16 protein-coding genes and 1 pseudogene are annotated in these 18,527 nt (G+C 55.1%); 9 read left to right on the top strand and 8 right to left on the bottom strand.

Annotation, left to right across the window (positions count from 1 at the left end):
- Positions 1 to 117 precede the first annotated feature (117 nt).
- Positions 118 to 1,242, top strand: a complete 1,125-nt coding sequence (locus GHO41_RS08985; protein ID WP_153329308.1) for a GNAT family N-acetyltransferase — start codon at positions 118 to 120, stop codon at positions 1,240 to 1,242.
- Between the two features lie 18 nt (positions 1,243 to 1,260).
- On the opposite strand, the gene aqpZ is transcribed toward GHO41_RS08985, so the two are convergent.
- The 4 genes from aqpZ to GHO41_RS08965 all read right to left on the bottom strand — a co-directional run bounded on the left by aqpZ (position 1,261) and on the right by GHO41_RS08965 (position 5,818).
- Positions 1,261 to 2,004 (bottom strand): aquaporin Z, encoded by a 744-nt coding sequence (gene aqpZ / locus GHO41_RS08980; protein WP_153433393.1) that lies wholly within the window; start codon positions 2,002 to 2,004, stop codon positions 1,261 to 1,263.
- 200 nt (positions 2,005 to 2,204) lie between these two features.
- Positions 2,205 to 4,037, bottom strand: coding sequence for an ABC transporter ATP-binding protein (locus tag GHO41_RS08975; RefSeq protein WP_123751996.1), 1,833 nt, complete (start codon positions 4,035 to 4,037; stop codon positions 2,205 to 2,207).
- 90 nt (positions 4,038 to 4,127) lie between these two features.
- On the bottom strand, positions 4,128 to 4,724 hold the full coding sequence (locus tag GHO41_RS08970) for a peptidylprolyl isomerase (protein WP_153329312.1): 597 nt from the start codon (positions 4,722 to 4,724) through the stop codon (positions 4,128 to 4,130).
- A 170-nt stretch (positions 4,725 to 4,894) separates the two neighbouring features.
- Positions 4,895 to 5,818: a LysR family transcriptional regulator gene (locus GHO41_RS08965; RefSeq protein WP_048371541.1), complete on the bottom strand. Its 924-nt coding sequence runs from the start codon at positions 5,816 to 5,818 to the stop codon at positions 4,895 to 4,897.
- A 175-nt stretch (positions 5,819 to 5,993) separates the two neighbouring features.
- On the opposite strand from GHO41_RS08965, the gene GHO41_RS08960 reads away from it, so the two are divergent.
- The 3 genes from GHO41_RS08960 to GHO41_RS08950 all read left to right on the top strand — a co-directional run bounded on the left by GHO41_RS08960 (position 5,994) and on the right by GHO41_RS08950 (position 8,335).
- Positions 5,994 to 6,593 carry an FMN-dependent NADH-azoreductase gene (locus GHO41_RS08960; protein WP_153329316.1) on the top strand — a complete coding sequence of 200 codons (600 nt, stop codon included), beginning with the start codon at positions 5,994 to 5,996 and terminating at the stop codon, positions 6,591 to 6,593.
- Positions 6,594 to 6,820: 227 nt separating this feature from the next.
- Positions 6,821 to 7,681, top strand: coding sequence for a carboxylate/amino acid/amine transporter (locus GHO41_RS08955; RefSeq protein ID WP_153329318.1), 861 nt, complete (start codon positions 6,821 to 6,823; stop codon positions 7,679 to 7,681).
- Positions 7,682 to 7,771: 90 nt separating this feature from the next.
- Positions 7,772 to 8,335, top strand: coding sequence for an alpha/beta hydrolase (locus tag GHO41_RS08950; RefSeq protein ID WP_153329320.1), 564 nt, complete (start codon positions 7,772 to 7,774; stop codon positions 8,333 to 8,335).
- 475 nt (positions 8,336 to 8,810) lie between these two features.
- Here GHO41_RS08950 and GHO41_RS08945 read toward each other — a convergent pair whose 3' ends face one another.
- On the bottom strand, positions 8,811 to 10,361 hold the full coding sequence (locus tag GHO41_RS08945; RefSeq protein ID WP_371928879.1) for a TIGR04141 family sporadically distributed protein: 1,551 nt from the start codon (positions 10,359 to 10,361) through the stop codon (positions 8,811 to 8,813).
- 405 nt (positions 10,362 to 10,766) lie between these two features.
- Here GHO41_RS08945 and GHO41_RS08940 point away from each other — a divergent pair, with 405 nt between their 5' ends.
- The 3 genes from GHO41_RS08940 to GHO41_RS08930 are packed head-to-tail and all read left to right on the top strand — an operon-like array spanning position 10,767 to position 13,643.
- On the top strand, positions 10,767 to 11,303 hold the full coding sequence (locus GHO41_RS08940; protein ID WP_371928878.1) for a hypothetical protein: 537 nt from the start codon (positions 10,767 to 10,769) through the stop codon (positions 11,301 to 11,303).
- Positions 11,304 to 11,309: 6 nt separating this feature from the next.
- The gene (locus tag GHO41_RS08935) at positions 11,310 to 12,989 is read left to right on the top strand and encodes an adenylosuccinate synthetase (RefSeq protein ID WP_153433392.1); all 1,680 of its coding nucleotides are present in this window, start codon (positions 11,310 to 11,312) and stop codon (positions 12,987 to 12,989) included.
- A 3-nt stretch (positions 12,990 to 12,992) separates the two neighbouring features.
- Positions 12,993 to 13,643 (top strand): hypothetical protein, encoded by a 651-nt coding sequence (locus GHO41_RS08930; protein ID WP_153433391.1) that lies wholly within the window; start codon positions 12,993 to 12,995, stop codon positions 13,641 to 13,643.
- Positions 13,644 to 13,848: 205 nt separating this feature from the next.
- Here the strand turns inward: GHO41_RS08930 and GHO41_RS08925 are convergent, their stop codons facing one another.
- Positions 13,849 to 15,132 carry a mechanosensitive ion channel family protein gene (locus GHO41_RS08925; protein WP_153433390.1) on the bottom strand — a complete coding sequence of 428 codons (1,284 nt, stop codon included), beginning with the start codon at positions 15,130 to 15,132 and terminating at the stop codon, positions 13,849 to 13,851.
- Between the two features lie 191 nt (positions 15,133 to 15,323).
- On the opposite strand from GHO41_RS08925, the gene GHO41_RS08920 reads away from it, so the two are divergent.
- Positions 15,324 to 16,670 (top strand): DEAD/DEAH box helicase, encoded by a 1,347-nt coding sequence (locus GHO41_RS08920; protein WP_371928876.1) that lies wholly within the window; start codon positions 15,324 to 15,326, stop codon positions 16,668 to 16,670.
- Positions 16,671 to 16,930: 260 nt separating this feature from the next.
- Here the strand turns inward: GHO41_RS08920 and GHO41_RS08915 are convergent, their stop codons facing one another.
- A complete protein-coding gene (locus tag GHO41_RS08915) occupies positions 16,931 to 17,653 on the bottom strand; it encodes a TorF family putative porin (RefSeq protein ID WP_048371529.1) in 723 nt (240 codons plus the stop codon).
- A 182-nt stretch (positions 17,654 to 17,835) separates the two neighbouring features.
- Positions 17,836 to 18,015, bottom strand: coding sequence for a hypothetical protein (locus GHO41_RS08910; RefSeq protein ID WP_048371526.1), 180 nt, complete (start codon positions 18,013 to 18,015; stop codon positions 17,836 to 17,838).
- 347 nt (positions 18,016 to 18,362) lie between these two features.
- Between GHO41_RS08910 and GHO41_RS08905 the strand changes: the two are divergent.
- Positions 18,363 to 18,449 (top strand): annotated as a pseudogene (locus GHO41_RS08905) (S1-like domain-containing RNA-binding protein); the annotation flags it as partial.
- Between the last annotated feature and the right edge of the window lie 78 nt (positions 18,450 to 18,527).

Genomic DNA, 18,527 nt, shown 5'->3' with positions numbered 1-18,527 from the left:
CTCATCTGCAGGCGTGGGTTTCTAACGGGTTCAGCCATTGTGTGGAAATGTAAAAGGCGCAGTGTCATAAGCGGGTGCTAACATCGCCGTTCTAACGCAATAGCCCGGGGCTTTTGAATGCCGTTACAACGTCTGGATAGCCTGTCCTCCATCTCGGCCGAGCAATGGGATGCGCTGGTGCCGGTGGCGCAACCGTTCCTTCGCCATGGATTCCTCAGTGCACTGGAGGACAGTGGCAGCCTGGGCCCGCACTCCGGCTGGCAGTCTGAACACCTGCTGCACGTTGAAAACGATCGCGTGCTGGCGGCATTGCCCAGTTACCGAAAATGGCATTCCTACGGCGAATACGTGTTCGATCACGAATGGGCAAATGCATGTGAACGGGCCGGGATCGAGTACTACCCCAAACTGCTGACCGCAGTGCCTTTCAGCCCGGTCAGTGGCTCGCGATTGCTGGCCGCACGGCCTGAAGACGGTTTTGAATTGTTGGCCGCTTTACCCGGTTATCTGGAGATCGAAGGGCTGTCCAGCGCGCACATCAACTTCACCGATGCGCTGGCGGATACCGCGTTGGCGCAACAGCCCGGCTGGTTGCAACGGTTGGGCTGTCAGTTCCATTGGCAAAACCGCGAGTACCGCGATTTTCAGGATTTTCTCGACGTTCTGAGTTCGCGCAAGCGCAAGCAGATGCGCAAAGAGCGCGAACAAGTGGCGGGGCAGGGCTTTGAGTTTGAATGGTTGGAGGGCCGGCAGGTGACCGAGGCGCAGTGGGATTTTGTCTACGCCTGTTACGCCAACACCTATGCGGTGCGACGCCAGACGCCGTACCTGACCCGTGACTTTTTCAGCTTGCTGGCCGAGCGCATGCCCGAAGCGATTCGCGTGGTCCTGGCCAAACAAGGCTCAACCCCGGTGGCCATGGCTTTTAGCCTGATCGGGGGCGGCAGCTTGTATGGTCGTTACTGGGGCTGTCTGGCCGAGTTCGACCGTTTGCATTTCGAAACCTGTTTTTACCAGGGCATGGATTACGCCATCGCTCACGGCATCCAGCGGTTTGATGCCGGCGCTCAGGGCGAGCACAAGCTGATACGCGGCTTTGAACCGGTGATTACGCATTCCTGGCATTACCTGCGCCATCAGGGCTTGAAAGCCGCCGTCAGTGATTTTCTGGCGCGTGAGCGAGAGGGCGTGCTGGCCTATGCCGAAGAGGCGAGAACGGCGCTGCCATACCGGCAGGCCTGATTCTCGCCGGTTTTGCGGTTAAACGTGTTCGCTGGCCAACGGCGGCTGGCTCGTCTGCAATGACACATCAACAGACCCCAGCCAGCGGTATGTCAGGGCACCGATGGCCGCACCGATCAATGGCGCCAACCAGAACATCCACAACTGCTCAAGTGCCCAGCCGCCCACTATCAACGCCGTGCCGGTGCTGCGCGCGGGGTTGACCGAGGTATTGGTCACCGGGATCGAGATCAGGTGAATCAGGGTCAAGGCCAGGCCAATGGCAATCGGTGCCAGGCCGGGCGGCACCCGTTTGTCAGTGGCGCCCATGATGATCAGGATAAACATCGCACTCATGACCACTTCGCACATCAGCCCCGAGACCATTGAGTAACCACCGGGCGAGTGGTCGCCATAACCGTTGGCGGCCAGGCCACTGGCTGCCAGATCAAAGCCTGGCTTGCCGCTGGCAATGAAGTACAACAGAGCTGCCGCGAAAATCGCGCCCAGTACTTGGGCGACGATGTAGGCGGGCAACTCTTTGGCAGGAAATCGGCCACCCACCCACAGCCCAAATGACACCGCGGGGTTGAGGTGGCAGCCCGAGATGTGCCCGATGGCAAATGCCATGGTCAGCACGGTCAAGCCAAAGGCCAGGGCAACACCGAGCAGGCCGATGCCCATATCGGGAAAAGCGGCTGCCAGCACCGCGCTGCCACAACCGCCAAGTACCAGCCAGAAAGTACCCACCAACTCCGTTGCCGAACGTTTGAACAAGTTCATTTAAGGATCCAGGATAGATAACTCTATCGATCAAAAAACACGATTGTGCATCCTGCAATTGACGACAAGATTCATCTGAATCTTTACTTCATTACAGCAGGCGACCGGGTATTTTCCAGACCTTAAAAAAACGCCAGAGCCCTTTAACCACGGGCTCTGGCGATGTGTTGCGCGGGCTTTACAGGTTGTGTTTTTTTGGATCAGTCGAGGCCGACAAATCCACCCGTTTGGTGTTGCCACAGACGGGCATACAAACCGCCATGGGCGAGCAGTTCGGCGTGGGTGCCGGACTCGGCAATCTGACCTTTTTCGAGGACGACCAAACGGTCCATACGGGCGATGGTCGAAAGCCGGTGAGCGATGGCAATCACGGTTTTACCTTGCATCAAGGTTTCGAGACTTTCCTGGATCGCGGCTTCGACTTCGGAGTCCAGCGCCGAGGTCGCTTCGTCCATGATCAGAATCGGCGCATTCTTCAGTAACACCCGTGCTATAGCGATGCGCTGGCGCTGACCACCTGACAATTTGACCCCGCGCTCGCCCACATGGGCGTCAAAACCGGTACGTCCCTGAGCATCGGAAAGTGCAGGAATAAACTCATCGGCACGGGCTTTTCGCACGGCTGCCCAGAGTTCATCGTCGGTGGCGTCCGGCTTGCCATACAGCAAGTTGTCGCGGATCGAACGGTGCAGCAAAGACGTGTCCTGAGTGATCATTCCTATCTGTTCGCGCAGGCTTTCTTGCGTCACTTCGGCGATATTCTGACCGTCTATCAGAATTTTCCCGCCTTGCAGGTCATACAGGCGCAAAAGCAGGTTTACCAGCGTCGATTTGCCCGCCCCGGACGGTCCGATCAAGCCGATTTTTTCGCCGGGTTTGATCACCAGATTCAGGTCGCTAATGATCCCGCTCTGTTTGCCGTAGTGAAAGTCCACGTGTTCAAAACGCACTTCACCGCGATCGACCTTCAGGCGTGGCGCGTTGTCCTTGTCCTTGACCGTAACGGGTTGGGCGATGGTCTGCAGACCGTCCTGGACCATGCCGATGTTTTCAAAAATGCCGTTGACCACCCACATGATCCAGCCAGACATGTTGACGATACGAATCACCAGGCCAGTGGCCAGCGCAATGGCGCCTACGCTGATCAGTGACTGGCTCCACAACCACAGCGCAAGGCCGCTGGTGCTGACAATCAGCAGACCGTTCATGGAGGTGATGGTCACGTCCATGCTGGTCACGACGCGGCTGGCCAATTGGGTTTTTTCGGTTTGCTCGATGATCGCTTCGCGGGCGTACTGCTGCTCGTAATTAGTGTGGGCAAATAGCTTGAGGGTGGTGATGTTGGTGTAGCCGTCAACGATCCGGCCCATCAATTTAGAGCGCGCATCCGAAGACACCACCGAGCGTTCCTTGACCCGTGGCACGAAGTAATACAAGGCGCCGATGTAGAGCACGATCCAGGTCAGCAGCGGGATCATAAGCCGCCAGTCCGCTTCGGCAAACAGCACCAGCGAACTGATGGCGTAGATCAACACGTGCCACAACGCATCGACGGCCTGCACCGCAGAGTCACGCAGCGAGTTGCCGGTTTGCATGATGCGCTGGGCAATACGCCCGGCGAAGTCGTTCTGGAAAAAGTTAAGGCTTTGTTTCAGCACATAGCTGTGGTTTTGCCAGCGGATCATGCTGGTCATGCTCGGGCTTAAGGTCTGGTGCACAAGCAGATCATGCAGGCCGAAGAATACCGGGCGAATGATCAGCGCCACCACGGCCATCCAGATCAGCTCACCGCTGTGAATGCTGAAAAATTCAGTGTTGGGCGTACCCTGGGCCAGATCGATCAGGGTGCTCAAGTAACTGAACAGCGAGACTTCAATCAAGGCGGCGACCAGCCCGACGACCAGCAAGGCGGCAAACAGTGGCCAGACCTGGCGCAGGTAATAGATGTAAAACGCCCAAACAGTGTTGGGCGGTTCGGCGCTGGGGGCTTCGCGAAAAATATCGATCAGTTGTTCAAAACGACGATAAAGCATGGTCACTGACGCCCGCTGAGCGGGCTCTCCTTTAGTGGTGTGACCGGCCTGGGCCGGTCAAGCTCCCCGCAGCATTCGAAGCGATTAGGCTTAGTCGATGCGTTTGGCAGACTTGATGTAGATAGGGTCAATCGGCACATCGCGCATGCCGGATTTGCTGGTGGTCTGGGTGTTGACGATGTTGTCCACCACATCCATGCCTTTTACGACTTTGGCAAATACGGCATAACCGGCATCACGGCCCGGATCGAGCATCGCGTTGTCGACCACGTTGATAAAGAACTGGCTGGTCGCGGAGTCCGGGTTGGAGGTGCGTGCCATCGACAAGGTGCCGCGCACGTTATGCAGGCCGTTGCTGGCTTCGTTCTTGATCGGGTCGCGGGTTGTTTTCTGCACCATCTGCCCAGTGAACCCGCCGCCCTGAGCCATAAAGCCCGGGATCACGCGGTGGAAAATGGTGTTGTTGTAAAAGCCGCTATCGACATAACTCAAAAAGTTTTTGCTGCTGATCGGTGCTTTTACCGGGTCCAGTTCGATTTCAATCGGGCCGAAGCTGGTGTCCAGCAGCACGTGAGGGGCTTTTTGAGCAGGTGGGGTTTGCGCGTTTTTGTTTGCTGCAGGCGTCGCAGCCATCAGGTTGGCGGCGAAGAGCAGGGCACTGGCAGCAAAAACAATTTTTTTCAACATAAGTCAAAAGTCCTGAAAAGTAGAAGCAGCTGCGTCAGAGAACGCACGCGCTGTGTGTTGAATAGGTGACGGGATGAGGTTGGCACTGATGAATGGCCAGCCGCGAAGCTTGGACAGGATATTCGGGATCGATGTTCCTGCCCACCGCTGTCATGGCTGCAATCTTTGTTTTATGCCTGCTCAGGGGCAGCAAAGGCTGCGTCCAGGGGGGCGGTATCAAAGGTGCGCAACAACTCCACCAGTATTTGCGTCGCCGGGCCCAACGGTTTGTCCTTGTTGGCGTACAGGTAGAACACCGGGTGGCGGTCACCGCCCTGATCCAGTGGCAACGCTTTGAGCACACCCTCTTTGAGTTCGCGCTCGATCATGTGCCGGGGCAGCCAGGCAAAACCCAGGCCACTGCCCACAAAGGCGGCGGCCGTGGCCAGGCTGCCGACCGTCCAGCGTTGCTCAGAGCCCAGCCAGCCTACGTCGCGGGGTTGCTGGCGGCCCGAGTCGCGAATCACCACTTGCAACTGGCTTTCAAGGTCCTGGAAGTGCAGCACCCGTTGCATGCGATGTAAGGCGTGATCGGGATGGGCCACGGCAATGAATTCGACGGTGCTCAGTTCTGTGCCCAGGTAGCCCGGAATATTGAAACTGCTGATGGCCAGGTCGGCCACGCCTTCCAGCAACACTTCTTCGACGCCCGACAGGACTTCTTCGCGCAGCCGCACACGACAGCCACGGCTCTGCGGCATAAAAGCGGTCAAGGCGCGCACCAGCCGTGCATTCGGGTAGGCGGCATCAACCACCAGCCGCACTTCGGCTTCCCAGCCTTGCTCCATGTGGTGGGCGAGGTCTTCAAGCTGGCTGGCTTGTTTGACCAACTGGCGCGAACGCCGTAATAAAACGCCGCCGGCTTCGGTGAGCACGGCTTTGCGCCCGTCGATGCGTAACAGCGGCACGCCGAGTTGGTCTTGCATGCGAGCGACGGTGTAACTGACAGACGACTGCGAGCGATGCAGCACCTCAGCAGCTTGCGCAAAGCCACCGTGGTCGACCACCGCTTGCAGCGTGCGCCATTGGTCAAGGGTCACGCGGGGCGCTTTCACGTTGTATTCCTTTGGTAACGAGTCGTTGTGTGGCCGCAGCCTGTTGTACAGGGTACTCATTAATAAACAAATTTATAGATAGGTTGTAGCAGATATTTACGCTTTTTCATCAATGAAATGCCCTCTAGGATTCACTCCATCGCCTTACAGCATTCACAGATGGAGCCTACCGCCCATGTCTAATGTTCTGATCATCGAAAGCAGCGCTCGCCAACAGGATTCCTTTTCCCGCGAGCTGACACAGCAGTTCATCAGTCACTGGAAAACCCTTCATCCGGCTGATCGCCTGACCATTCGCGATGTGGCTGTGAACCCGGTTCCGCATCTGGACGCCGATTTGCTGGGCGGCTGGATGAAGCCCGAGGCGCAGCGTAATGCCGCTGAGCAGGCTTCCTTGCAGCGCTCCAATGAGCTGACCGACGAGCTGCTGGCGGCTGACGTGCTGGTACTGGCGGCGCCGATGTACAACTTTGCGATCCCCAGCACCCTCAAAGCCTGGCTGGACCATGTGTTGCGCGCCGGCCTGACTTTCAAATACACCGACACCGGCCCCCAGGGTCTGCTCACCGGTAAAAAAGCATACGTGCTCACTGCGCGCGGCGGGATATATGCGGGTAGCACCGCAGACCACCAAGAACCGTACCTGCGCCAGGTACTGGCCTTTATGGGCATTCATGACGTGACCTTTATCCATGCCGAGGGCATGAACCTGGGCGGCGACTTCCAGGAAAAAGGGTTGAACCAAGCCAAAGCCAGGCTTTCAGATGTGGCCTGAGCCGGTCTGTTAATCAACAGATAATCGTTGCATGGCTTAATTCGCTTCACTGCTCCTTCAAGCAAGCGGTTCGCGCATCGAACCTCCCTTGGCACTTTCTTTGAGTGCTATCGCCCGATCAGCCCTGCGCTGGATCGGGTTTTTTTTGCCTGCGGTTTACGGGCCGATAGCGCAGCGTGCTGAAAAACCGCTAAGGTCGCGTCCACTCAATACCGGGCGAGAGATTTATGGGTTATTTGCTAGTTGTGACGCTGATTCAGGCGTTTTCCTTCAGCCTTATTGGCGAGTATCTGGCGGGGCACGTCGACAGTTACTTCGCCGTGCTGGTGCGTGTGGTGCTGGCCGGTCTGGTCTTTATCCCGCTGACACGCTGGCGCCAGGTCGAACCCGGCTTTATGCGCGGCATGCTGCTGATTGGCGCCCTGCAGTTTGGTATCACCTACGTCTGCCTGTACCTGAGCTTTCGCGTGCTCACGGTGCCCGAGGTGCTGCTGTTCACCATCCTTACGCCGCTGCACGTCACCCTGATTGAAGATGCGCTAAACCGGCGCTTTAATCCGTGGGCGCTGGTCGCCGCGCTGGTGGCCGTTGGCGGGGCTGCGGTGATTCGGTTTGACAGCATCAGCCCGGACTTCTTCAAAGGCTTCCTGCTGCTGCAACTGGCCAACTTTACGTATGCCGCTGGTCAGGTGCTGTACCGGCGTCTGGTGCTGCGCTATCCGAGTGAGCTGCCGGGCTACCGGCGGTTCGGGTTCTTTTATGTCGGCGCCCTGATTGTGGTGTTGCCGGCTTTCCTGCTGTTTGGCAAAGCGCACTTTTTGCCCGACGCACCGTTGCAGTGGGGCGTGTTGCTGTTTCTGGGCCTGGTGTCGACGGCGCTGGGCATGTACTGGTGGAACAAAGGCGCGTGCCTGGTCAGCGGCGGCACCCTGGCAGTGATGAACAACCTGCATGTACCGGTGGGTTTGCTGCTGAACCTGCTGATCTGGAACCAGCACGAACCGTTGGGCAGGTTAATGTTGGGCGGCACGGTGATTCTGCTGGCCGTGTGGATCAGCCGGCTAGACCGCAAGGCTATCAGGGGCTAAGGTCCTTAAGGCCCAAGGTCTGTTGACGTCTCGTCGCGACCGCAATGAAACGTCAACAGACCCAATCTAACGCCTTAAAGGGGAGTGGGAATGACAGTCAAAGTGTTGATCTTGCCGGGCCTGAATAATTCGGGGGAAGATCACTGGCAAACGCGCTGGGAGAAGAACTACAGCGGTCTGAAACGGGTCAAGCAAGACGATTGGAACACGCCGGTGTGCGCTGACTGGGTTCAGCGATTACACGACAAAGTCACTTCCAGCCAGCGACCGGTGGTGTTGGTGGGGCACAGTCTGGCGTGCAACCTGATTGCGGCGTGGTCGCAGCAGTACCCCACAGATGCCAAAAACCGTGTTCGCGGCGCGCTACTGGTAGCCCCCAGCGACACCGAAGCGCCGAGTTATCCGCAAGGCACGTCAGGGTTTTCACCCATGCACTTGGGGAAACTGCCCTTTGACTCGATAACCGTGGCCAGCACGGATGATCCCTATGTCAGCGTCGAGCGCGCGACAGCCTTCAGCGAGGCGTGGGGCAGTGAATTGGTGTGGTTGCAACAAGCCAGGCACATCAACCATGAGAGTGGCCTGGGTGACTGGCCCGAAGGCATCAAGTTGTTATTCGAACTGACCGGTGACCCGCAGTTCAAACACAGCTAACGCTGCCCAAGCAAGGGGCTGCGATCTACTCATACACAGTGGCTAGCAGCCTTTTGCTTATTGTTCGCCGACTTCCAGCGGCACGCCTGAGGGAGTTGGTTTCAACTTGTGCACCCTGCACATCATATTCGGCTAGATCTGGACGAGGCTTTTCTTGCCGGGCAGTAGAAACTGCTTACATGAAGAGCGCAAGAGTTCTTCCGAACGAAGAAATATATTCACTCAAGATCATTCAGACGATCATGCTCGTGATAGCTATCTAAACTCCTAGGGCCATGAAAGGATTGGAGTAGGAGATGCGCTGGCGCATGGTAATTCTTGCGATAAGAGTGATGTGGTTCAAGTACTTTTAGGAGGGCATCATCGTCTTTAATGCAGGGATTCTGAAGGTGTGTGTACTGGCCGCTTATTGTTTGGGGAGCTAGCTTGGCTCATTAGAACTAGCCGCCAAAAGCGATTGAGTGATTGAGATAGATTAGCTCGAAATTCTGCATATTTCGACTTGGTAGCCCATCGCGGCCAAGCGTTGGGCGAACTGCCTGAAGTTTACTTTTGAGAAGAACGGCATATGCAGCATGTCGTGGGGTTGCATGATAGCGAATACGATTTTATTGCGAGGCTGGGTGGCCGGATCGAAGACGAACTGGAAATCGCCCATATCTGCAAGATGAGCATTTACCTGCGTTGTCACATCTACTTCGTTGATTAATGCCTCAGCAGATACATATGCTTGTGAGAAGAGATGACTAAGCACGCTTGACGATGAGTATTTTTTGACATGAATGATATGGTTGTCTGGAGTTAATAGATCACAGAATTCAAATGGGCTGGAGGCATTACTTAGCCTCACAAGCTTCTGGTCGAGCAAATAGAAGTTCTCATTGTCAGCAATACGCCGCAGGTACGGACCCTCGTGTTCTGTACCGTATCGAGGAAACTGCAGGTTGCATGGAGTGGCTGCTTCAAAGAAACGATTCACCTGTTCGGTGTAATCCCGGTCGATTTGATACCAGTCACCTTCGGTCAGCAGATAAATTTTCTCATCATGCTCAATTTCAGCTTCAAGACAGGTGTACAACGGCCAAGCTTGGATTCTTTGTTCATCAGATCCGTAGAGATAGATGCGCTCACTCATCAGAGACTGCCGGGTAACGGCTCCCAGTATATGCTTCGCCAAAAGGGCCTGTCGAAGGTCTAGGTCAAATGCTAGAGTGGGGCCGTTACGTGATCGAGCGCTGTGTCGAACATAGCCAAATCCGCTAAAGTCGTTGCTATGAAGTTCGGGCGAAGCCGCTCGGATACGGTCAAACTGCTCACCATTCATTGCTTCAACGAGAAGTTCATTCAACTGGTCCAGAAGCACGGAGTCGCGTACCGGCACGATGTAGTCCATCCAAGGATATTTTTCCTTGCAGCGGTCGTCTTCGTAGGCCGTCAATAGCCGAAGCGCGATTTCGGGAAACTCTTCAAGATTTACATCAGAATGCAATGCCAGTGAGTCAGAGCCACTGACGTACTCTTCCTCGTCCTGATCGTTTTCGACGATACCCGTCAGTGACTTCAGGATCTCTGAGTCAAATTTGAAGTCGAACTCCGATATCGACAAATGCTTGGATGATTGAGCCTTTGAGCGTAGTGGAGTCCTGTCAATATTGGATTTTTCTACGGACTTGATTACCAGGGGGTCGGTTAAGGTAAGCGCTGTACGGAGGCCGAAATAGCGCTCTATGGCTAGGGGATTGATCAAGTGGCGCGCATGACCAAAGGTGAAGCAGAACACTCTGTCTCTAACTGCCATTACCAGCAGCGCCTTAAGGGACCTACCAGTTAGGTCTAGTTGTGCCACCTCTTGGATATAAGTGAAAAGCTGAGTCCATTTAGGATGTGATGAGTTTTTCTGATGGTAGAAAAGACAATCGACTTCATTCAGTGAAAAGGCGATAGGTGGCAAATTGAAGTCATCAGACAGCGCGTCCTGTAAAGCTCGGCCCTCTTTGAGCAAGAACACGTTGATAGTGATCTTCACACAGTCACTCCTTGACTTCTGTCTTTGATATTAAATTGGCATCTCTCTGGCATTCCGTCAAGGTGGCGCCGTTTGGGCCCAGAGCTCGTAGCGATCGATGGATAGGCGGCGTATCCGCATTGATGTGCACTATCGAGTGGTTTGTTGCGCTCGAATGAGCAAGTAGGGACTGAGAAAGTTTGAAAGACTCAGGTCCTGTATACCTACAGAAGTCAGTTCTATCTTTGGTAAGAATGTATTTGGTCTGGTTGAGAGGTGATTTACTGACCCTCACTTTGTTTTGTGTGGCTTCAGCAGGCCTACTGCTGGCATCTGTGTTACTTCTTTCACAAACTTCCTGTTATTTCCACGAACCAGGCTACGCTTTAGCGTTTTATCGCACACGCAGACAGGGATAGTCCTTACGTGAAGCGCCTACTTCTTTTGAGCGGCCCTATGGCTTGCGGCAAAACCTCGATTTCCGAAAGCTTACAAGCTCGCTATGGTTTTCTGCCCATCAGTAGCGGGGCCTACTTGCGCGGGGTGCTGATCGGTCGTAACCAAGTGCTTGATCGGCATAACTTGCAGGAGCTTGGGGATGCATTGGATAGGGAAACTGGTTTTTCCTGGCTTGTTGAAGCTGTAGCCATGCCCGCAATCAAGGCTCGTCCGGACATCGAGAACTGGCTACTTGACGCTGTCCGCAAGCCCCAGCAAGTAGAGCTATTTCGGCTTCGTTTCAAGGGCGCAGTCAAGCACGTGCATATCGTTGCGCCAGAAGTAGTGTTGGAGCAAAGATACGCCTCCCGAAACCCCCTCACTCTCCAGCATTACCAAGCGAGCGTGATGCACCCCAATGAGCAGAGTGCTCGCTCCGTGGCCCCCTTGGCTGACTACATCCTAGATGCCGAGGAGCTAACCCCATCCGCAATCGCTGATCAGATCATAGGAATCTGGGAGTAATAATGCATGGAAACTCGGCAGATCGTAGTTATTAGTGGGAAGACCTGTAGCGGGAAGAGTGGTTTGTCCCATTTGCTGGCAAGGGAGTACGGCTTCGAGGTCGTTTTTGATCGTCGAGCATTCCAAGATTTAGGCTGGTATTTACAGCTTGATCAGCCAGCCATACTTGATAGGCGACGTGAGCTTGAGGCGGCTGACAATGAACATTGGATGCTCCATGAGATCAAGACGAGGTGCGCAAAAGATGCAAAGGGCCCATCGTTAGTTGTCGATCACCTGAATACGCTGGAGCAGGTGCTGGAGTTTCGAAAGACCTTCGGGGCAAACCTTATCCATGTCCATCTTTATGCAAGTGATCGAACGCTTCAAAATCGCTATGCGGAGAGAGTTAAGGATCAGACAGATCCAGTCCCTTATGATCAGGTCAATCAACTTCGGGATCAGGCTCAAATTGAACTGCTGAAAGCCGACGCTGACGTCCGTATCTATACCGAAAGGTCTGACTCTAACGACACACTGGTGCGAGTCGCAGCCCGCTTGCATCTATTTACGCCACCCGAAATTAGGTGTGTGGATGTGCTGATCGGCGGGCAGTACGGGAGCGAGGGCAAAGGCAACATAGTGTCCTACTTGGCGCGTGAGTACGACGTGATGGTTCGTGTTGGAGGGCCGAATGCTGGGCACACCGTAGCTAGCCCTCTAGGCCCTTACACCTATCACCACCTGCCTTCAGGTTCGCGTGACGTAACCGCGAGGCTACTTTTGGGTCCTGGGATGACGATTCGTTTAGAAGGCCTTTTGAAAGAAATTGAGGAGTGCAGTATCACCCCGGATCGCTTGTTCATCGATCCTCAAGCCACGATCATCGAAGACGAAGATCTTGAAGCAGAGCATGCTCATTTGGTCTCAACCATTGCTTCCACGGGTAGTGGGAGCGGCGCTGCGGCGGCACGGCGTATTCTAAACAGGGGTAAAAAAACGATCAGGCTTGCCCGGGATGTCGAGGAGTTGCGGAATTACGTCGGTACACCGGGTAACTATCGTGGCTGCACTACAGACCGCTTGGAAGAGGCCTACCGGTGTGGTCACTCCATATTGCTGGAAGGCACACAGGGAAGCGGTTTGAGTATTTTTCATGGGGACTACCCCCATGTGACTTCCAGGGATACCAATGTCGCGGGGTGCCTTGCTGAGGCAGGGATATCACCCAGTCGCATACGGAAAATTCTAATGGTTATTCGGCCAATGCCAATCCGTGTTGGGGATCCTGACGGAGACCAAGGCCACACTTCCGGACAGCTTAAACATGGGACGACCTTCAGCGATATTGCCGAATTTGCAGGTCTCAAGGGTGAGACCCTGAATGCCGTTGAAAAGACGTCGACCACACGTCGGAACCGACGTGTGGGTTGGTTTGAGTGGGATCAGTTTCGAAAAGCGTGCGCCCTTAACGCACCCACTGACATTGTTTTGACTTTCGCGGATTACCTTAGCTCCGCGAACAGCCAGGCGCGTCGGTTCGAGCAGCTTGATCCGGAAACGATCAAGTTTGTGGAGGAGTTGGAGCGCGTTTCTCAAGCACCGGTCTCACTAATCAATACTCGATTTTCCCGGGACGCGGGGGCTAGCGATCTGCGCTCTTTGATCGACCGACGTAATTGGACTGCACGATCTGGTAGGAAGTAATAGATGAACTTAGAAAAGCTGATTGAGTTGTACCCGCGAATCTATCACATGGCAGAGCGCGGAACTTGGGACAGTATCCGCACCCGCGGGCTGATGAGCACAACAGCCGTGCTCGACCATCTTGAGGTCGTAAAGCGGGATCGTGCGCGTTTCGAAACGGAGCACCGCGATCAGAAGATGGATGTGAGGGCAGGGCACCCGACAAATATTGTTCTTCGGGATCAAAAGCCAATGCCCGAGGGGCGTCTGCTTCAAGCGCTTACGGATGGAACAACGCCAACGCAGTGGTACAAGCTGATCAACGAGAAAGTCTTTTTCTGGGTTGAAGAGGAACGGTTGCATCGTTTGCTGGGCGCTCGTGATTACCGGAATCTCGAACACGATGTATTGACTCTGGACTCAGCGGCTTTCATCCCTGCCTATGCTGAAAAAATATGGCTCTGCCATATGAATTCCGGTAACACGTGGCCCATTCCCCATCGTCGTGGCACCGATGTGTTCCGCAGAATCGAGGATTACCCAGTGAAGAGTTCAGGCAAGCCAGTCAAGGCTGTTGTCGAGCTGGTGGTTGATTATGCAGTGCCTAACATTGGGGATTATGTTGTAGAGGTTCGCCGTATGAAAGGCAGTGAGGTCTTGGGAGTTATTGGGTAACGGCTCGATTTCAAAAAATGCGCTAATCGGAGCTGCTGTACCAGCAGAATGAACTATCCCTTCTTGCTTCTGTTTGCGCCTTCAAGCCGCCGTCAATAATTCCTGCCGCTGGAGTACAAGGAGCCTATTGTTCCAACTGAACCAAACACAGCTAACGCTGCCACGTCGCCGCAGTCATCACTGGCTGCGGCGACTTACACGTGACTCAGTCTTCAAGCGCCACGTGCGGCGGGTTGATCTTGTTCATCAGCCCTTGACGCAAGTCATTGCCACTTGGTTGTTGATACACGCTCAAGCCAAACTCCGGCAAGACCGACAATAAGTAGTCGAAAATATCGCCCTGGATTTGCTCGTACTCGTCCCACACCGTGGTGCGGGTGAAGCAGTAGATTTCAAGTGGCACGCCCTGGGGGGTGGCTTGCATCTGGCGCACCATGCAGGTCATGTTGGGCTGGATCATCGCGTGGCTTCGCAGGTAGGCCAGTGCGTAGGCGCGGAAGGTGCCTATGTTGGTCATGCGCCGACGGTTGGCTGACATCGCCGCGACGTTGCCCTGGGCTTCGTTCCAGCTCTTGAGTTCGGCTTTTTTGCGTGCCAGATAGTCGCTCAGCAAGCGTACTTGCTCCAGGCGCTGCTCCTGTTCGTCGGTCAGAAACCCGACGCCTGCGGCATCAATGAACAGGCTGCGCTTGATCCGTCGACCGCCGGATTGCTGCATGCCGCGCCAGTTTTTAAACGACTCGGACATCAAGCGCCAGGTCGGGATTGAGACAATGGTCTTGTCGAAGTTCTGCACTTTGACGGTGTGCAGCGTGATGTCCATGACATCGCCGTCGGCGCCCACTTGCGGCATTTCGATCCAGTCGCCCACACGCAGCAGGTCGTTGCTGGTCAACTGAACGCTGGCGACAAAAGACAGCAGGGTGTCTTTGTAGACCAACAAAATAACCGCAGACATGGCGCCCAGACCCGAGAGCAACAGCATCGGCGAGCGGTCGATCAGGGTGGCGACAATGATGATCGCGGAGAACACATACAGCAGCATCTTGCCCAGCTGTATATAGCCCTTGATGGGCCGGGTCTTGGCGTAGTTGGTGCGTGCGTAGATGTCGAGCAAGGCATCGAGCAGGGCGGTGATGACCCGCGTCAACACAAAAATAGTGATGGCCAGGGCCAGGTTGCCGAGGAATTGGCGACCGTTGTCGCTCAGGTCCGGGACCAAGTTGCGGCCAAACTGGATCATCAGTGACGGCGTCATTTGCGCCACGCGATGGAACACTTTGTGTTCGCGCAAATCGCTGACCCAGTGCAGGGCTGGCTGGCGGGCGAGCATTTTGGTGACGCGCAAGATGATGATGCGGGCAATGTGACCGGCGAGCAGGGCGACGCTCACCAATACGATCAGTCCCAAAACGGACGACAGCCAAGGATAGTGATCCAGGTTGGCCCAAAGGCGTTCAAATTCGCTCCAGAGTGTTTGAGTATCCATAAGTTAAAGCGTTATCCCAAAAGAAATGGCCATGGGATTAGACCATCTCAAGACGATTTAGGGGCTGTCTTTGGACTAAAGACCCTAAAAAAGCATTTGTTTCGCGCCGTTGGTGCAAAGAAACTCGGCCTGAGCGCTCGAAACCGTTACTCTATGCCGCTGATTTTTCGCATTTCTTCGAGGTAGCACCCGTGTTTTCCGATTTCGCCCTGCACGAACGCCTGCTTAAAGCTGTGGCCGAGCTTAAATTTGTCGAGCCTACGCCTGTGCAAGCAGCGGCCATCCCGCTCGCGCTCGAGGGGCGTGACCTGCGGGTTACAGCTCAAACCGGGAGTGGCAAAACCGCTGCTTTCGTTCTGCCGATTCTCAATCGCCTGATTGGCCCAGCCAAAATCCGTGTCAGCATCAAAGCGTTGATTTTGCTGCCGACCCGCGAGTTGGCGCAGCAAACCTTGAAAGAAGTTGAACGCTTTTCGCAGTTCACGTTCATCAAGTCCGGCCTGATCACCGGCGGTGAAGACTTCAAGGTACAGGCCGCCATGTTGCGCAAAGTGCCTGACATCCTGATCGGCACCCCAGGCCGTTTGCTGGAGCAACTGAACGCCGGCAACCTGCAACTCAACGAAGTTGAAGTGCTGGTACTCGACGAAGCCGACCGCATGCTCGACATGGGCTTTGCCGAGGACGTGCAGCGTCTGGTTGACGAATGCCCGAACCGTCAGCAAACCATGTTGTTCTCGGCCACCACCGGTGGTTCGGGCCTGCGTGAGATGATCGGCAAAGTCTTGAACAACCCTGAGCACTTGCAGCTCAACCAGGTCAGCCAGCTGAACGCTACCACGCGTCAGCAAGTGATCACCGCTGACCACAACCAGCACAAAGAACAAATCGTGAACTGGTTGCTGGCCAACGAGACTTATCAAAAAGCCATCGTTTTCACCAACACCCGCGCCATGGCCGACCGCATTTACGGGCGTCTGGTGGCTCAGGAGTACAAGGCGTTTGTCTTGCACGGTGAGAAAGATCAAAAAGACCGCAAGCTGGCCATTGATCGCCTGAAGCAGGGCGGCGTGAAAATTTTGGTCGCTACCGACGTGGCCGCCCGTGGTCTGGACGTTGAAGGTCTGGATCTGGTGATCAACTTCGACATGCCACGCAGCGGCGACGAATACGTTCACCGCATTGGCCGTACTGGCCGTGCCGGCAACGACGGTCTGGCGATCTCGCTGATCTGCCACGGTGACTGGAACCTCATGTCCAGCATCGAGCGTTACTTGAAGCAAAGCTTCGAGCGTCGCGTGATCAAAGAAGTCAAAGGCACCTACAGCGGGCCGAAAAAGGTCAAGGCTTCGGGTAAAGCCGTTGGCGTGAAGAAGAAAAAGATTGACGGCAAAGGCGACAAGAAAAAGACCGGCGCCAAGGCCCCGACCAAGCGCAAAATCGCCAACCGCCCAAAGACCGACGCCCTGTCGCTGGTCAGCAAGGACGGCATGGCGCCGCTCAAGCGCCGCAAGCCAGAAGCCCCGGCTGCTGAGTAAGGTTTACGGATAAGGTTTGCCTCTCGGTCTTTTAAGAGCAAAAGATCGCGAGGCAAGCTCGCTCATAAGACCTTGTAGGAGCGAGCTTGCTCGCGATCTTTTGATCTTGATCTGGTTTTTGATCTTGATCTAAGCCGTAAGAGGCTCCGTTAAACCACGCAGGCCGATCGCAGCCTTCGTACCTCGTCAGCGACTACAGTGGCCTGTTTGATGCGCGACAGCGCGGCGTCGAAGACGGGACGGCTTTGTGATCCCCTCTCTCAATAAAACGTACGTTCAGCCTTGAACGTCAGTAACCCATCGCATTGCGGGTTTTGCCCCGAGTACGCCGAGCAATCGCCGCCATCGAGGCTGGAGTCGCTGTAGATCACGTTCAGGTTCACGCCCATCCAGGGCCGTGAGAAGGTGATCGACCAATCATTGAACGTACGCACGCTGCCGCCATCGGCGATGGATACCGGCGTGCCCAGTTGGTGGGTGGTGTATTTCAGGCTGACCCCGACGCCCAGCGTGCGATTGGCGCCCAAATCGGCAAACACGGTGCTGTCGCGTCGATCCGGGTCATTGCTGAACGCTGCGCCAAAGCGCGTGCCCAACACTGTCAGCCCCGCATAAAATTGCTGGCTGTCCATGGGGCTGACTTTGGGGTAGCTGTAATGAATCATCCCCAGTTCATAGCTCAGGGTCTGGTCAAACGGGTGTTTGTAACCGAGGTAGGAATCGACTTCCAGATTGCTGCCGGGCTTGAGGCCCATAGTGGGCGCCCATTGGCCGACATACCAGCCGCTGTTGTGCGTGAGGTCCAGGCCGCCATGGAAGGTCGAACCCGGGCTGGTCGGCTTGACCAGGCCTTGGGCCATGCTGCGGCTGGGCTGGGTGCCCATTCTGAGGTCGAAATCGCCCAGCTCGCGTGAAAACACCTGTGCGTTGACAGCCGCGCTGGACAGCAATGTGCCGGTGAGCAGTAACGCTCGTGTGAGCATAGGTCACTCCCTTGACAACTGGATGCAGTGATTGGCTCGAAGGCTTGGTTTAGAGAGGTTCAAGCATACGGATGTATGCCGGCAGATGGGGGCCGTTCGTCGATTTCTTGAGGGGAGGTGGGTCAGGAGTCCCAGCGCTTTGGAAGGCAAAGCGCATCAGGACCACTATAAAGCGGGGGGTATTACTTTTTACCCAGCGAAATCTGTTTGGATGCGCCGAAAGTTTGGCCGCTGACGCCTTTGTCAATTTGCTGGATCTCGCCACCGGACTTCAAGAATGCGGCAATTTGCGCATTGATTGAATCACTGGTTTCAACGGCGGGAGCTGGCTTTACTTTGCTGGCGGATGCTTTTACACGCATGGCGGCTATTCACCTGTAGAAAATAACTTGGCCAGCGATAGTAACTGAAATACTTGACAATTGCTTGTTAAATATCCTCCTGAAATATTATAAGCACCTTGGCATTGCACATAATCAACACTGTATGCGCCGGCTAACCCGCTGTTTTAATTCATATCATCGGGTTGTTTTTGGGCTATTCGGCAAGGCCTTGAGGGCGCGCCGGGCTGACGAGTGGTCCCTGGGTCGAGGCAAAAATCCTTGATAAATCAGGCCTTTTGTAAAAAATGTGAAAGCCTTGCTGCGCGGCTCCAATTTGCCGGGCCAAACTCGGGTAGAATGCTGCCCACGTAATGAGGGTATTGGACATGGCTTTAATCGGTCGCTACAACAGTTTGCAAGTGGTTAAACACACTAACTTCGGTTTGTATCTGGATGGTGGAGCTGACGGGGAAAGGCGGTCTCAAGGAGCAAGTGCAACAGTCAGTTAATTTTCTGAGCTTGCTAAGCGAAACAATCCCGCTTCCAAAACA

This window comes from Pseudomonas sp. FSL R10-0399, from assembly GCF_009600165.1.
GTDB lineage: Bacteria > Pseudomonadota > Gammaproteobacteria > Pseudomonadales > Pseudomonadaceae > Aquipseudomonas > Aquipseudomonas helleri.
Note: the sequence above shows the minus strand (reverse complement) of the source record. Positions and strands in the feature narration are given on the sequence as shown.